The organism is Chryseobacterium amylolyticum (genome assembly GCF_051011775.1).
Taxonomy (GTDB): Bacteria; Bacteroidota; Bacteroidia; order Flavobacteriales; family Weeksellaceae; genus Chryseobacterium.
Window position 1 is genome coordinate 1 of the sequence record NZ_JBPCHX010000005.1, and the last position, 16,780, is coordinate 16,780.

Annotated in this window: 12 protein-coding genes; 6 read left to right on the top strand and 6 right to left on the bottom strand. The window is 37.4% G+C overall.

Annotated features, from left to right (window positions below):
* Window positions 1–1,299: 1,299 nt before the first annotated feature.
* Together ACR1PO_RS14195 and ACR1PO_RS14200 are read right to left on the bottom strand one after the other, a co-directional pair.
* Complete coding sequence (locus ACR1PO_RS14195) at window positions 1,300–2,928, bottom strand: acyl-CoA carboxylase subunit beta (protein WP_142724286.1); 1,629 nt, start codon at window positions 2,926–2,928, stop codon at window positions 1,300–1,302.
* A 14-nt stretch (window positions 2,929–2,942) separates the two neighbouring features.
* Window positions 2,943–5,192, bottom strand: coding sequence for a DUF7948 domain-containing protein (locus ACR1PO_RS14200; protein WP_433987178.1), 2,250 nt, complete (start codon window positions 5,190–5,192; stop codon window positions 2,943–2,945).
* 392 nt (window positions 5,193–5,584) lie between these two features.
* Between ACR1PO_RS14200 and ACR1PO_RS14205 the strand changes: the two genes are divergently transcribed.
* Genes ACR1PO_RS14205 through ACR1PO_RS14215 form a run of 3 tightly spaced genes read left to right on the top strand, consistent with a single transcriptional unit; the run spans window position 5,585 to window position 8,310 of the window.
* Window positions 5,585–6,463, top strand: coding sequence for a DMT family transporter (locus ACR1PO_RS14205; RefSeq protein WP_433987179.1), 879 nt, complete (start codon window positions 5,585–5,587; stop codon window positions 6,461–6,463).
* A gap of 13 nt (window positions 6,464–6,476) precedes the next feature.
* Window positions 6,477–7,559 carry a putative type IX sorting system protein PorV2 gene (locus ACR1PO_RS14210; protein ID WP_002983666.1) on the top strand — a complete coding sequence of 361 codons (1,083 nt, stop codon included), beginning with the start codon at window positions 6,477–6,479 and terminating at the stop codon, window positions 7,557–7,559.
* 10 nt (window positions 7,560–7,569) lie between these two features.
* The gene (locus ACR1PO_RS14215; RefSeq protein WP_332388101.1) at window positions 7,570–8,310 is read left to right on the top strand and encodes a hypothetical protein; all 741 of its coding nucleotides are present in this window, start codon (window positions 7,570–7,572) and stop codon (window positions 8,308–8,310) included.
* A 405-nt stretch (window positions 8,311–8,715) separates the two neighbouring features.
* On the opposite strand, the gene uvrC is transcribed toward ACR1PO_RS14215, so the two are convergent.
* Window positions 8,716–10,509 carry an excinuclease ABC subunit UvrC gene (gene uvrC / locus ACR1PO_RS14220; RefSeq protein WP_131437717.1) on the bottom strand — a complete coding sequence of 598 codons (1,794 nt, stop codon included), beginning with the start codon at window positions 10,507–10,509 and terminating at the stop codon, window positions 8,716–8,718.
* Window positions 10,510–10,595: 86 nt separating this feature from the next.
* Window positions 10,596–11,357 carry a hypothetical protein gene (locus tag ACR1PO_RS14225; protein ID WP_332388100.1) on the bottom strand — a complete coding sequence of 254 codons (762 nt, stop codon included), beginning with the start codon at window positions 11,355–11,357 and terminating at the stop codon, window positions 10,596–10,598.
* A gap of 130 nt (window positions 11,358–11,487) precedes the next feature.
* Between ACR1PO_RS14225 and hutH the strand changes: the two genes are divergently transcribed.
* The 3 genes from hutH to ACR1PO_RS14240 all read left to right on the top strand — a co-directional run bounded on the left by hutH (window position 11,488) and on the right by ACR1PO_RS14240 (window position 15,121).
* Complete coding sequence (gene hutH, locus ACR1PO_RS14230; RefSeq protein ID WP_433987180.1) at window positions 11,488–12,975, top strand: histidine ammonia-lyase; 1,488 nt, start codon at window positions 11,488–11,490, stop codon at window positions 12,973–12,975.
* Window positions 12,976–13,102: 127 nt separating this feature from the next.
* Window positions 13,103–13,549, top strand: a complete 447-nt coding sequence (locus tag ACR1PO_RS14235) for a GNAT family N-acetyltransferase (protein WP_433987181.1) — start codon at window positions 13,103–13,105, stop codon at window positions 13,547–13,549.
* A gap of 90 nt (window positions 13,550–13,639) precedes the next feature.
* A complete protein-coding gene (locus ACR1PO_RS14240; RefSeq protein ID WP_332388098.1) occupies window positions 13,640–15,121 on the top strand; it encodes a S8 family peptidase in 1,482 nt (493 codons plus the stop codon).
* A gap of 61 nt (window positions 15,122–15,182) precedes the next feature.
* Here the strand turns inward: ACR1PO_RS14240 and ygiD are convergent, their stop codons facing one another.
* Entirely contained in the window at window positions 15,183–16,010 is an 828-nt protein-coding gene (gene ygiD, locus ACR1PO_RS14245) for a 4,5-DOPA-extradiol-dioxygenase (protein ID WP_433987182.1), read from the bottom strand.
* Between the two features lie 78 nt (window positions 16,011–16,088).
* Complete coding sequence (locus tag ACR1PO_RS14250) at window positions 16,089–16,601, bottom strand: YceI family protein (protein ID WP_002983653.1); 513 nt, start codon at window positions 16,599–16,601, stop codon at window positions 16,089–16,091.
* Window positions 16,602–16,780: the final 179 nt, after the last annotated feature.

Consider the following 16,780-nt stretch of genomic DNA (forward strand, 5'->3'; position numbering starts at 1 on the left):
CCCGGAACCCGTATCCCGAGTCTTGTAACATCATTCATCATTGATCTCTTATCAGTAATGATGTACTGCTGTCACTATTACCGTTTATCATTCCCTCCACGTTGTCACTCCGCAGGAGTCTAAACAATGCATTTACATTTGAAATTATAGTTCATTATAAATCTTAAGCATTCAGAGCCTTTGACCACTCAACTCTGGGACCCTGAAGCTCTGATAGCTAAGTCTGGATTCCTGCGGAATGACACAACTGGAACAAGATTAAGACCATTGAGACAGAGGGTATTTATAACTCACAGTGCATAACTCTTTATTAGTTCCATCCCAAACCCCAGAAATCCATACCACGGAACCCGTATCCCGAGTCTTGTAACATCATTCATCATTGATCTCTTATCAGTAAATGATGTACTGCTGTCACTATTACCGTTTATCATTCCCTCCTTTCGTCACTCCGCAGGAGTCTAAACAAGCCATTTTACATTTGAAATTATAGTTCATTATAAATCTTAAGCATTCAGAGCCTTTGACCACTCAACTCTGGGACCCTGAAGCTCTGATAACTAAGCCTGGATTCCTGCGGAATGACATTATTGGAACAGGATTAAGACCATTGAGACAGAAGCATTATAACCCACGGTTTACAACTTTATAATTTATGGTATGGCTTAAATCCCAGAAGCACGTACATACCACAGAACCCGTATCCCGAACCTTGTAACATCATTCATCATTGATCTCTTATCAGTAAATGATGTACTGCTGTCACTATTACCGTTTATCATTCCCTCCACGTTGTCACTCCGCAGGAGTCTAAACAATGCATTTTACATTTGAAATTATAGTTCATTATAAATCTTAACCATCCAAAGCCTTTATAACCACTCAACTCTGGGACCCTGAAGCTCTGATAACTAAGTCTGGATTCCTGCGGAATGACATTATTGGAACAGGATTAAGACCATTGAAACAGAAGCATTATAACCCACGGTTTACAACTTTACAATTTATGGTATGGCTTAAATCTCAGAAGCACATACCCCGGAACCCGTATCCCGAACCCCGGTTCCGATCATTAATAACTTATCATTCATCATCCATTCATCATCATAGCCCCGATAGCAATGGTTACCCCGCAGCAAGCGCTCAGACCCTTCGGCTTCGCTCAGGGTGGCAGCGCAGGCGCGAGGAGTAGGAATGGATAGCGGGAAAAAGCTCCTAGGAATAAAACTGGTTTTAAGTATAAAAAAATACGGCTATCTCAAACTGAGATAGCCGTATTTTTATTTTGTTATTGTTTTATCAGACCTGAATTACTCCCAGATTGAATTTTTCTGTAATAGGAGAATGGTTTGCTGCTTCAATTCCCATAGAAATCCATTTTCTTGTATCCGCCGGATTGATAATAGCATCTGTCCATAATCTTGCCGCTGCATAGGTAGCCTCGGTTTGTTTCTGATATTTCTTTGAGATAGTATCCAGAATTTCGTTGTGCTCTTCTTCTGAAATTTCTTTTCCTTGTTTCTTTAACGTTGATTCCTGAATCTGGGCTAACACCTTTGCGGCTTGCGCTCCACCCATTACTGCGAGATCAGCCCAAGGCCATGCCACAATTAATCTCGGGTCATAAGCTTTTCCGCACATTGCGTAATTACCTGCTCCATAAGAATTCCCGGTAATAATGGTAAACTTAGGAACTACGGAATTGGAAACTGCATTTACCATTTTAGCACCGTCTTTGATGATTCCACCATGTTCTGACTTGGAACCTACCATAAATCCGGTAACATCCTGTAAGAAGATTAAAGGGATCTTCCTTTGGTTACAGTTGGCAATAAATCTTGTAGCTTTATCGGCAGAATCAGAATAGATTACTCCCCCGAACTGCATTTCACCCTTACCGCTTTTTACCAGTTTTCTCTGATTGGCTACAATTCCTACAGACCAGCCGTCAACTCTTGCTGTTGCACAGATAATGCTTTTGCCATAATCAGGCTTGTATTCCTCATATTCAGAGTTATCCACAATGCATTTGATAATTTCGTAGGTGTCATATTGTTCAGCTCTGGATACCGGCATGATCCCAAAGATGTTTTCAGGATTTTCTTTTGGCGGAAAGCTTTCTATTCTGTCGAAACCGGCTTTCTCAGTTGTTCCGATAGATTTCATGATATTTTTGATTCTGTTCAAAGCATCTTTGTCGTCTTTCGCTTTATAATCGGTAACGCCTGAAATAGAGCAGTGAGTGGTAGCACCACCCAATGTTTCGTTATCTATACTTTCCCCGATAGCAGCCTTTACAAGATAACTTCCGGCAAGGAAAATAGAACCCGTTTTATCTACAATCATAGCCTCGTCGCTCATAATGGGAAGGTAAGCACCTCCAGCCACACAACTTCCCATAACGGCAGAGATCTGGATGATTCCCATGGAACTCATTTTAGCATTATTTCTGAAGATTCTTCCGAAATGTTCTTTATCCGGGAAAATTTCATCCTGCATAGGAAGATAAACCCCTGCAGAGTCTACCAGGTAAATAATGGGAAGCCTGTTTTCCATGGCAATTTCCTGGGCTCTCAGGTTTTTCTTTCCGGTGATAGGAAACCATGCGCCAGCCTTCACAGAAGCATCATTAGCAACAATAATACATTGTCTTCCGGAAACGTAGCCGATAACTACTACAACTCCTCCGCTAGGGCATCCCCCGTGCTCCTTATACATGTCATATCCCGCAAATGCTCCTACTTCTATGGAATCAGAATCTTTATCGAGAAGATAATCTATTCTTTCTCTTGCTGTCATTTTTCCTTCATCACGAAGCTTTTGAAGCCTCTTCTCACCACCTCCTTTTTTGATCTCAGTAAGTAAGCGATTTATTTCAGATAATTTTAGTCTGTTCTGATCTTCACGTTTATTGAATTCAATGTCCATATACTTATTTAGATTTATTTTTTTAATACTTTTCTGACTGCTTTACTGTTGTCTTCTAACAGTATTTCAACAATATAATAGCCTTTCGCTAAATTACTCATATTAATTTTAGTATGACTCGTATTTATGTTTTTGAAGAATGTTTTATTTCCTTCCATTGAATAGACGGATACTTCAAGTATTTTTTTATTAAAACTTAAATGTAAATCATCTGCAACAGGATTAGGATATATTCGTGCCTCAGTATGGTTTGATTCTGAGATGCCAAGTGTATTGTCTGCAAGTTTGGTAAGAAAGGCATCAAAACTTCCTCCTCCATACGTGTTGGAAAATCCATTAAATGCAATACCACTGGTAGAACTTGTATAACCTGCAAAATAGATATTCTTCTGGGCATCTACAGAAATAGAATAGGGTTGGTCATTACTGGTCCCTCCGAAATAAGTTGCCCATTCTCTGTTGTTTCCATTGAATTTTGCTACAAAAGCATCAGCATAGCCACCATTAAATGTGTTATCATACCCCTGATAAGCAATTCCTGTAGTAGAGCTTGTCTGACCCAAAAGATAAATCTCCCCGTTGCTTCCGAAAGTAAGATCGTTGCCGACATCTGCTTGTTCACCACCATAATAAGTACTCATTATGCGAGCTCCGTCTGAACTGAATTTGACCAGCATAGCATCAATATTTCCACCATATGTACTTTGAAAGCCGTTGTAGGAAATATTATTGTTTGAATAAGTGGCACCTACAGCGTAAATTTCATTATTGCGGATTTTAATATTGTTAAAATATTCCATAGAATCTCCCCCGAAATAGGTACCCCATAGTCTTACTCCATTGGAATTGAATTTCACCAGCATAGCATCCTGAGTATCCGAAAAAACAGGTTTATGGGTTCCTGAAGTAGCGATATTGGTTGTGGAGCGGGTAACACCAGCTATATAAACATTATCGTTCTCATCTACTGCGCAGGCCTCAGCTTCATCAGATTCATTACCTCCATAATAGGTTCCCCATTGTCTTATCCCATTGCTGTTGAATTTAACAAGGAAACCGTCACTGCTTCCTCCCAATGTGTTCTGATGGCCGGCATTCGCAATATTGGTTGTAGAAAATGTATATCCGGATAAATAAATATTGTTATTGGAATCCACTGCACAATGCCATCCATAATCCATATTTGTACCCCCATAATAAGAACTCCAGATCCTGTTTCCATCCGGATCAAATTTAGCAATAAGAGCATCAACAGCTCCACCTCCAAAAAAACTTTGATGCCCCTGATAGGCTATATTGGATGAAGAAGAGGTCCAGCCTGAAGCGATCAGGTTATTATTACTGTCAATAGCTGCTCCTATAAAATTTTCGTTACCGCTTCCCCCGAAATAAGTAGACCATAATCTTTGTCCAGCGGGATTGAATTTAACGATTAGTCCATCAGTCTGCCCTCCTAAAGTATTCTGAAAGCCCCCTGAGGCCATTCCTGTAGAGGAACTCTTACCAAGAGCATATAAGTTCCCTTGCTGATCAAGGAGGGTTTTATAAAAAATATCATCGGAACTGCCCCCGTAATAAGTACTCCAGGCAACACTTGGATCTATGACAAGGCCTTTACTTTTATCATATTCATCCACTGAAAAACTAACAATATTTCTATTGAGCTTAAAGCTTGTACTGATTTCTTTTGACTGTTGAAAACTAACCGGTTTTTTTTCTGTAATCTTTCCAAGCTTGGTATTTAAAGAAAGACTCCCATCCTTTGAAAGGGAAATTTTTTTTGCGTTATCTACTTCCAGCTGAATCTCTGAAGGGTTACCGCCAGGCTTTACAACAAAATCATACTTGATATGATTTTCATTGATGTAGACGATCCAGTCTATATTTTTATAAACTTCTTTAAATATTATTTTTTTATATCCAAAAGTTTCAAGTTTCTCATGATCACTGTAAAAGAAAAACGGACTTTCGTTTTTTTCTTCAGTACTTACTGAGGATAATTTATTTGAATTTTTTAGCTGAATATCTATTCGATGACTTTTAAACTTACCATCAGTAAGCTGGTAAGTGATTTTATTATTCATTAAATAAATATTGATAGACTTATTTTTGTAATAATATTTTATTTTATCGGCTCCTGTTCCGGTAAGTTGCCCTTTATTTTCTATAAAAAGATGGTAGTCGGCTGCGGGTAAGGTATTGCTTTTAAAATAAGAAAAAAAGATGAAAAATAATGGTAAAATAGTTTTTTTTAAGATGGTCATAATTGCTTGTCTATTAGTGTTTTAAATTATGAAATATTTAACAGAAAAATACTTTTTTTTATGCTATGTTTTTTCTAACTTTACGTCAGAGTAATGAGGGATAATGTCCCTGTAATACTCTAAGTTCCTAGTTTATTTTTTTAATAGTTTATTATTTGAAGGCCCTGAAAGTTCAACAAATTTTCAGGGTTTTTTGTTTTTGGCTATGAAAATACAATATGCTGAAAACAGTCTGCAAAATAATATAATATGCATATATGCTCCAATTTAAATTACATAAAATGACCTCAATTACAAAATTGATAACAGCTTATAGAATGAAGTGAAATTTTTATAAGATTTGTGAAAGCCTATTTGTAAATTTGCATCTTAAAAATAAAAGAAGATAGGGTATGCATAAATTGGCACTTTTCAGGCTGCATTTAATAGTTTTTTTATGGGGGTTCACTGCAATTTTAGGAAAATTGATTCATGCCAATGCTCAGATCCTTGTATTTTACAGAATGCTTTTTGCCTCTGTTTTTCTTTTTGTATTCATCCGTGTTTTTAAGAAGGAAAGTATAAAGGTTTCAAAAAAAATATTTTTTCAGCTGGCTGCCATAGGTTTTGCGATGGCGCTGCACTGGTATTGTTTCTTTTATTCTATTAAAGTTTCCAATGTCTCTATTGCACTGAGCTGCCTTTCTTTATCTACACTCTTTGCCTCGGTTCTGGAGCCCATTATTTTCAAAAGGAAAATTGATATCTCTGAGGTGGTGATGGGAGCAGTTATCGTGGCTTGTATTTTACTCATCTTCAAAACGGAATTTCATTTTAAAGAAGGGATTATTTACGGAATTCTCTGTGCAGTATTCGGGACCATTTTTTCTGTTTTTAACGGAAAAATGTTTGGAAAAACAAGCTCAGGAAACATTATTTTTTATGAAATTTTCTGTGGTTGGTTTATTTTGATGCTATTTTATTTGCTTTCGGGGCAAATTTTTCAGATAAATGAAATAAATTACAGGGATTTGGCGTTAATATGCTTGTTAGCCAGTGTTTTTACTGCTTTTCCAATGCTTGAGTCAGTAAAATTAATGAAGTATATATCACCTTTTACTTTAATTTTAACAGTTAATTTGGAACCTGTCTACGGAATTATACTAGCTTTTTTTATCTTTGGGGAATCAGAACATATGAGCCCCATATTTTATATAGCTTCAGGTGTTATGATACTGGCAATCATTGCAAATGGATTAATTAAAGCCAGAAAAACTAAAAACTTAAACTAAGCATCAAATTTATATGATGAAAAAATATTTTTTATTTGCATTTTCACTGCTGTTTGGGCTCTCTCAATCTCAGATTATCAGAAAATATTCCAATGAATTTTTAAATATCGGAGCCGGAGCAAGAGGACTTGCAATGGGAGGAGCCGTCATTTCCAATCAGGATGATGTGTACGCTCCCATGTGGAACCCGGCAGGTTTGATGTCTGTGGAAAGAGACTGGCAGGGTGCTGCAATGCACGCGGAATACTTTGAATCCATTGCAAAATATGATTATCTGGCTTATGCAAAGGTGCTGGAAGAAGGTGTTTTTGGGGTTTCGGTTGTAAGACTTGGGGTAGATAATATTTTGAATACAACCCAGATGATTGATTCTGAAGGGAATATTGATTATGATAAAATTACAAAATTCTCCCAATCCGATTATGCAGCTATTCTTTCCTATGCTTTCAGACCGGGCGGAAATCCAAAATTAGATGTTGGGGTAAACGCAAAAATTGTTTATAGAAATGTAGGGAAATTTGCCAATGGTTATGGTTTTGGTTTCGATGTGGGAGCAATTTACAAGGCAGATAACGGATGGAAATTCGGGGGAATGGTGAGAGATATCACTACAACTGTAAACTTCTGGAGTGTGAATCAAAAAGAACTTTCAACGGTTGTCAATGGAGAAGAATTCAACCCGGCGCCAAAAGATAAAATGGAACTTACCATGCCTAAGTTGAATGTGGGTGCCAGTAAATTATTTGAAATCAACAGCAGTGTATATGTACTTCCGGAAGCCGGACTGAATGTAGACTTTGCCAAAACGGCTTCATTGATTTCAACAGATTTTGCAAGTATCAGCCCTTATGCAGGAGCTGAATTAGGATATCAGAAAATGATTTTTGTGAGATTGGGGATCAACAGATTCCAATCCATTACAGATATAGAAGATCTTAAAAGAAAGGTTTCTTTCCAGCCAAGTGCAGGCCTTGGAATCAGGTACAGAGGGCTTACACTGGATTATGCGATTACGAATTCTGGCATAGGCGGATCTAACTTCTATTCCAATTTCTTCTCATTAAAGCTGGATATGGGAGCATTCAGAAATGATTAAAATAATTAAAATGAAAAAGTTATCAATGGTAGTGTTAGCCGTATGTTCTACAATGGCTTTTGCACAAAAGGTTTCAGATTATAAATATGTAGCTATTCCCGAAAAATTTGAAACATTTAAGGAGGATTATGGGTTGAAAAACTTTTTCACCAAGGCTTTGACCGGGAAAAAGTATATAATTCTGCCTGTCATTAAAGATAGATGGCCTGCAGAAGCTAAAAGTAATTTCTGTAATGTGGTCACTGCTGATATCATTAATGATAAAAATCTGTTTAAAAATAAATTGATAGTACAGTTTAAAGATTGTAATAATAATATGATTTTAGAGTCTAAGGGCGGCTCAAAAATCAAAGAGTTTGAAGAAGGCCTGCAGGATGCATTAAGAGAAGCCATGATTAAAATCCCGGTTTCTAATCCTGCTGCATTATTACCGGCATCTGATAATAATGCTCAGCGTACATCTTCTGAAATTGTTTCAGCTGTATCTGCTTCAAATTCAGAAGCCAGCAATTACTCGAATGGCAAGCTGGAATTGCAGAAAATACAGCTTGATCCAAATCAGTTTATTCTGGCAAAGTCTGGTAGTTCAGTGCCGTTTGCTGTTTTCAAGGCAACTTCCAAGGATTCTGTTTTCATTGTAAAGTTATCTGACGGAACTACAACCATAGGCTACTTTGAAAACGGAAATATCGTGATTGATATTCCTCAGGCTGATGGTAAATATGCTAAAGAAGTGTATGCAGCAAAATAATAAAAGTACTCTAAACAATAAGTATAAAGGCTCTTGAAAAAGAGCCTTTAATAATATATATGCTGATGTGTTTTTCAATTTTGATAGGGGAAACCTTACTTCCTGAATATAGAAGTTAGTGTCATCCACAATAGTAACAAAAATTTAACAGATTTATAAAAACAGAAGAATCTTCATAGTATTACTGTTATTAGTTGATAATACTAATTTATGAAAAAAATACATATAATACTGTTTTTAAGTAAAATATTTATTAATTGATGTTTTTTGTTGTTATATTTTCTTTGTATTTAAAGAAGTATAGGTTTTTTGTCTCATATTGATGAAATAGGGAATCAATATAAGATCACATAAAAATAGATACGTTATTTGTGGAAAAATTAACTAAAAACATTGTGCTGTTCATTAATTTGCATTAAAAAACTCCCAGATTACTTTAGCTTTACTTTTCCCCAGAATTTCTTCAAGGGTTTCCAGATTGGCTTCTTTGATGCGTTTTACAGACTTCAGTTTAGACAGAAGCAGTTCAATGGTTTTTTCTCCCACACCAGGAATTTCTTCCAGTTCAGATTTTATGGTAGAGTTTTTCCTTCTCGTTCTGTGATGTTTTACCCCGAACCGGTGAGCTTCATCACGTACACGCTGAAGGATTTTCAATGTTTCAGATTTTTTATCCAGGTACAACGGGATAGGATCTTCCGGGAAGAAAATCTCTTCCAGTCTTTTGGCGATACCTACAATGGTGATTTTTCCGTAAAGCCCCAGTAATCTCAGGCTTTTTACTGCAGAAGACAGCTGTCCTTTTCCACCGTCTATCAGAATCAGCTGCGGAAGGTTTTCACCTTCATCAAGCATTCTTTTATAACGGCGATAGATAACCTCTTCCATTGTTGCAAAGTCATTAGGTCCTTCCACTGTTTTCGGATGGAAAATCCGGTAATCTGCTTTACTTGGTCTTCCGTCTTTGAAAACAACACATGCTGATACAGGATTAGTTCCCTGAATATTGGAGTTATCAAAACCTTCAATATGCCTTGGCTCTACCGGCATTCTCAGAAGCTTCTGCATTTCGGCCATGATTCTGTTGGTATGTCTTTCCGGGTCTACAATCTGAACCTGTTTCAGCTTTTCAAGACGGTATTCTTTAGCATTCTTTTCTGAAAGCTCTACAATTCTTTTCTTATCTCCTACTTTAGGAACAATCAGTTTTACATTGGGAATTTCCACAGATAAATGGAAAGGTAAAAGAACTTCTTTAGAATCGGAAGAAAACTTCTGACGGATTTCTATCAATGCTTCTTCCATAATATCCTCATCGGTTTCTTCAAGGATTTTTTTTATTTCTGTAGTGAAACTCTGAATGATATTTCCGTTTCGGATTTTAAAGAAATTAACATAGGCCGCTGTTTCATCACTGGTCATTCCAAATACATCCACATCATCAATATTCGGGTTTACGACAGTGTTTTTAGCCTGATAATCCTCAAGAATATCCAGCCTTTCCTTAATGATCTGGGCTTCTTCAAATTTAAGATTGGAAGCCAGCTTCATCATCTGATTCACCAGATACTCTTTGGCTTTCCGGAAATCTCCTTTAATAATTCCGCGGATGGCATCTATCTTTTCATCATAATCTTCTTTGCTTTCAAGATCTTCGCATGGGCCTTCACAGTTTTTGATATGATATTCCAGACACACTTTATATTTTCCTTCTGCGATCTTGGCCGGAGAAAGATTCAGGTTACAGGTTCTGAGTTTGTAAATATGCTTAATGGTATCCAGTAAAATCTTTGCAGGACGTACCTTTGCATACGGACCGTAATATTCGGATCCGTCTTTAATTACATTTCTGGTCAGGAAAATTCTTGGAAAATCTTCATTTTTAATACAGATCCATGGATAGGTCTTGTCATCTTTCAGCATGACATTATAAAACGGCTGGTGCTCCTTGATCAGATTATTTTCCAGTAAAAGGGCATCATATTCACTGTTTACAATGGTTGTTTCCAGACGCTGGATTTTGCTGACCATTATTTTGATCCTGTATCCGGAAAGGTTTTTGTTGAAATAAGAGAGAACCCTCTTTTTCAGATTTTTAGCTTTCCCCACATACAATAGCTGTTCATTTTTATCATAATAACGATAAACGCCGGGTTCGGATGGTAAGGTTTTGAGCTGTAGTTCTAAAGAAGGATTCATACAACAAAATTAAGGAAACTTTCCCTATTTAAAAAAGAAAAACCTGCAGATGACTCTACAGGTTTTATTTTATGGTTCAAAGTATTTTATCCGTTTGCCATTGCAGTATATTCACTTACAAGAAAGCTAAAGTAATCCCATTCCACAGAATTTTTAGGATACTTTTTCATAAATTCGGCATTGTCTCCAAAAAGAAAATCATAATTGTCTTCAAAATCATCTTTATGCAGCCACATCACTTTGTTGCCCTTTTTTACATAATAGGACTTGATCACTCCGCCTCCAAGCTGTGGAGAACCCATTACAGAAAACCCTGTAGTTTCTTTAGCCCTGGGATCGTGGTATACTGAAATAATGTCATCAAAACCTGGATTGATAACCTGCATCAGGAATTCCTTATCATCTTTTTTGTTCTTTAGAGAAACAGTCTGGTTGACAAAATAAATTCTGTCATTATTGGTGTTTTTCGTCAATTTCTTAGTTCCGAAATTTCTGATATTCCCCATGTATTTTGCCACTTTTGCAATCTTCTCCGCATTGCTTGGATATACATACATCTCATTGATCTGTTCCGCATTGAAAGTAGCATTCTTTTTGGTAACACTGTCTTTAATAGCGACTTCGTAGATCTGTCCTTTTTTGGTTTCAATCTTGTTACAGAAACCTTTGTAGGTAGTTCCGTCTTTTAGGATGATGGTAGATGTTTTCTTAGGAGATGGAGTATTAAAACCTTCATTAAAAAGGTAAGTTTCCATTTTTTTGATATCCTCTTTAGAATATTTTACTTTCTGCGCGAAAGCAGTTGTGCTTGCTACACATACAGCAAGAAGTAGAGTTTTCAGTCTCATGTATTATTGTTTTTAATTTTCGGGGCTAAAAATAGTAAATTAATTCGCTTGTTTTATAAAAATATAGAAGATTGAAATTTAGCTTTTCCAATTATTGTTAAATGTGTAATTTTAAGGAAATTTTTTAGAAATGATATACGGGGTAGATGTTTTTACATTCCATGATGTTCTGGAAATATGTAAAAAGCCTAATAAAGCAAAGCTGAACAAGGCTGCAAAAGAACAAATTTTAAAATCTCAGAAAAACGTACAGAAAATAGTAGAGTCAGACAGATGCGTATATGGAATCAATACAGGTTTCGGGCCATTGTGTGATACTAAAATTTCGGCTGACGAGACCGCTCAGTTACAATATAACCTGATCATTTCTCATGCGGTGGGCGTTGGGAAGCCTATTGATAAAGAACTTTCCAAAATTATGATGATTGCCAAGGTTCATGCCCTTTCAAAAGGATTTTCAGGAGTCTCCCTGGAAGTTATTGAAAGGATGATCCTGATGCTGGAAAAAGATATCATTCCGGTCGTTCCTGAGCAGGGATCTGTAGGAGCTTCGGGAGATCTTGCTCCGCTGGCTCATCTGGTATTGCCTTTACTTGGTTTAGGACAGGTTTGGGAAGGAGAACAGGTGTCCGATACTATGGAGGTTCTGAAGAAACATGACCTTGAACCATTGGCTTTAGGACCTAAAGAAGGATTGGGATTGATCAACGGAACTCAGTTTATCCTTGCTCATGCGATCAAAGGACTTGAAAAATTTGAATACTTATTAGATCTTGCAGATATGACTGCAGCCATGAGTATTGAAGCGTACAGGGGTTCTGCAAGCCCTTTCAAAAAAGAGCTTCACGAGATCAGGCCTTTTGAAGGCAGTAAAAAAGTAGCCGCAAGAATGCTTAAATTCTTAAAAGGGTCAGAAAACCTGAAAGCTCACGAAGATTGTGAGAGAGTTCAGGATCCTTATTCTATGAGATGTGTACCACAGGTTCATGGTGCAAGCAGAAATGCTTTTGAACACCTCAGAAGTATGGCGGAAACAGAACTGAACTCCGTAACAGATAACCCGATTGTTCTAAGTGCTGAAGAATCTATTTCAGGAGGAAACTTCCACGGACAGCTGATGGCGCTGCCTTTAGATTATGCTACATTGGCCGCGGCAGAATTAGGGAATATTTCAGACAGAAGAAGTTATTTACTATTGGAAGGAAAATATGGACTTCCAAGATTATTAACGGAAAGCTCAGGATTAAATTCCGGATTCATGATCCCTCAGTATACTTCTGCAGCGTTGGTTACAGAAAATAAAACATTGTGTTTCCCGGCATCAGCAGACTCTATTCCAACAAGTTTAGGTCAGGAAGACCATGTTTCTATGGGAAGTATTTCGGGAAGAAAATTCAATCAGGTACTTGGAAATCTGGTCAACATTCTGTCTGTGGAGCTGATGTTTGCAGCGCAGGGGCTTGAGTTCAGAAGACCATCCAAATGCTCTAAAATAATTGAAGAAAACTTCGCGATTCTTCGTTCTAAAGTTGCTAAGCTTGAAGATGACAGATTAATCGGAAAAGATATGCTCGCAATTGCTGAGTTAATTAACGAAAGAAAATTTATTGTCAACTAATATAAATAAAACAAAGGCTTCCGAAAGGGAGCTTTTTTGTTTTCTAATAAATGCCTGGTTTTAAACCTTATAGGTTTCAAAACCTTAAGTTTTGATTCTATTCACATTAATCTTTAAACCCAACAAAATGTATATACTCAGAACAGATTCTGCCAACACAGATTTTCAAACTCTTGTAAAATCCCTTGATGCTGCTTTATCCGAACATAATGGTGAAAATGATGAGTTCTTTGCTCAATTCAATACAATTGATACCATCAAAAACTGTATCGTAGCCTATATTGATAATATTCCGGCAGCCTGCGGTGCATTCAAACCGCTTTCAGAAGATACCGTAGAAATTAAAAGAATGTTTACCCATCCGGAATTCAGAAAAAAAGGACTGGGCTCTGCTGTTGTAAAAGAGCTTGAAAACTGGGCTGCAGAACTGAATTTTAAAAAAGCAGTCCTGGAAACTTCCAGGGATCTTAAAAATGCAATCTCAGTATACGAAAAAAGCGGGTTTAGCAGAATACCCAATTATGGGCAATACATTGGCGTTGAGCAGAGTGTCTGCTACGAAAAAGTACTGTAATTAATATTCCTGTAATGCTAAATTCATTTTTTTTAAGTCTTTAATTCCTGTTAAAGTGTTATATTGTGGCTCCAACCAAAATTATAACATATGAAAAAAACTGTATTCCTACTGGCTATATTTTTTGCCTTAAACTCGTGTTCCAGAGAAGAACTTCAGAATGAAAATGTAAAAACAGAAATGGCTAAGAAAGATCCTTTGACTGCAAAACAGATCAATGAAAGGATCAATCAGGCTATAAAAACAGATGGTACTTTCAACTGGAAGAATGAATCTGACCATTTGATATGGAGTGCTGTTTTCCGCGGAAACAAAATGGTATCAATCGGTTTTGGAGCTTCAAAGGACGACTTTGACAGAAGTAAATCTCCAAACAGCAGCGATATGGAGAAAGAAGTCCTTTCTGTGATCAGAAAATATGAAGGAAAAGACGAAAGAAATTTTCTTCTCCTTTCAGATCAATATCTGAATCAGATGGATGTTGTCATTGAAAACGAGGAAACCATCACTGCTCTCCGGCAAATGAAAACGATCCGATATGTAGAGCCGGCAGACTATCATTATTTTGAATTTGAAGCTCAATATAATACTGCCGCAAAGTCTTCCGGAAGTGGTTCCTCAGGATGTGGCTTTTCTTCCGCAACATTAAATACAGCAGATTATACCTCTACAACGCCTAGTGCAAAAATTCCATGGGCTTTTACTAAACACAATATTCCTGAAGCCTGGAGCTACAGTACTGGAGCTGGAGTAACCATCGGGCTTATTGATACAGGAGTTTCGCCGGAACAGACTTTACTGGGCAGCAGCTTTAACAACGGAGCTTCTTCAGGCAGAACGATCAGTAAATATGGAGTATATAATTCTGACGGATCAGGAGATCAGTGCGGACACGGAACGAAAATGGCTTCCGTAATGGCGGCTCCGAGAAATAATGCAGGATTACCGGTAGGGGTCGCTTACAATGCCAATCTGATTGCTTACAGAGCAGCAGAAAATGTTGTCCTGGAAACTTCCAGTGAACAGACTGCTGTAAAAACGGCTTTCACAGAACTGGGTAATAATACCAATGTGAAGATCATTTCTATGTCGATGGGACATATTTTCTCTGTTGGAAAAATTGAAGATGGAGTTAAATATGCCTACTCAAAAGGAAAACTGATTTTCTGTGCGGGAGGAACTTCTACCAGTTTCACTAGTTTTGTCGGAGTAATTTTTCCTGCATCCATGCCGGAAACACAGGCGATCACAGGAGTAAAGGAAAATACGTCCAATCAGAAGTGTAATGTCTGCCACTCAGGAAGTCAGATCGATTTTACCTTCCAGATGGAGAGACCTTCAGGAAACACCGTTCCCGTTCTGAGCTATTACAACGGACAAGCAGATTATGTGGGTGGTTCTTCCGTAGCTACAGCAGCTACAGCAGGAATTGCAGCATTGGTTTGGGCTAAAAATCCGTCATGGACAAGAGAGCAGGTACTTACTAAAATGAGACAGGCTTCCACCTATTATTCCAATGTAAATTCAAGCTACGGCTACGGAAATATCAATGCTTTAAAAGCTGTACAATAAAAAATAGTCTTATAAAAAAAGAAATACCCCGGCTGGGGTATTTTTTTATTTAATGTTCATATTATCCAATCCTTACACTTGTCATACTCAGTGAGCCTCCGATAAGCTCATCATTGAATAAAGTAAGATCTTCAGACTGATCTTTTAATCCTAAAGTATAAAGCAACGGAAGGTAATGATCAGGAGTAGGAACGGCATATTGCAGGAAAGTACCCTGTTTATGATAATCGATGATATTTTGAAAATTGCCGTCAAGAAGCCAGTTGTTGGTTTTCTCCCGTGCCTCCACTGCCCAATCCCAGCCGGCACCTACTGTATTAATGTTTTTCCAGTCGATAAGACGGAGATTATGAACGATATTTCCGCTTCCGATGATCAGAATGCCTTTTTCACGAAGTTTATTAAGCTTTTTAGCAAGGTCATAATGATACTGCGGAGGTTTTGTATAATCGATGCTCAGCTGGATCACAGGAATATCAGCATCAGGATACATATGCTTGATTACAGACCATGCGCCATGATCCAGCCCCCAGCTGTGGTCTTCCTCTACATCAGCAGGAAGAAGAAGTTCTGCTGTTTCCTTGGCCAGCTCAGGACTTCCCGGAGCAGGATACTGTACATCAAAAAGTGCTTTTGGAAAACCATAAAAATCGTGGATGGTTTTCGGCATATCCATAGCCGTTACAAAAGTTCCGTCTGTATACCAATGGGCAGAAATACAAAGGATTGCATTCGGTTTGGGAATTTCTGAAGCCGCTTTCCGGAATCCCTGTACAAATTGGTTTTCTTCAATGGCATTCATAGGCGAACCGTGTCCAAGAAATAAAACAGGCATTCTCTGAGTGTTTTTAAAACCGCCGCTTATGTTTTGAAGATCATTGAGGTTCATAATATTGGAGATATAAAAATAATAAAGGTTCAAGGCTTTTAGACAAATCCCTGAACCTTTTATATTATATGTTGTTAATTATGCTTGTTTTACAAACTGTAATTCACCAGCTACTTTTACATCATCACTTACCATTACACCTCCTGCTTCAAGAGCTGCATTCCAGTTTAACCCGAAGTCTTTTCTGCTGATTTTTCCTTCAAAAGAGAAACCTGCTTTTGTATTTCCCCATGGGTCTACATTAATTCCTCCGAAATCTACGTCAAGCGTTACAGGTTTTGTAATTCCGTTGATGGTAAGATTACCTACAACAGTATTGTTTAATGCCTGAGATTCAAAAGTGATTGTAGGATGTACCTCAGCGTTGAAAAACTCAGCTGACTTTAAGTGGTTGTCTCTGTCCGTATTGTTTGTAAATACAGAATCCGTCTGAATAGTAGCTGTAGTTTTTGCATTTGCAAAGAATTCGTCTTCAGAATCAATTTCAGCGGTGAAAGTTCTGAAACTTCCTTTTACGTTAGAGATCATCATGTGTTTTACTTTGAAAGTAATTTCACTATGCGTAGGGTCTAAAATCCATTTTGTTGCCATTGTATTTTATATTTTTTGTTTGTTATTAATGATGCAAATTTAGGATAGCGTACCTATACAAGTCATTGATATAGGATAAGAAATGAACTTTTTTTGTCAATCGTCAATTTCGCTTTACAAGTGAATGGTGAATACTATCTTTCCAATAATTTAAAATTGACAAGCGCAGCGGATTGACT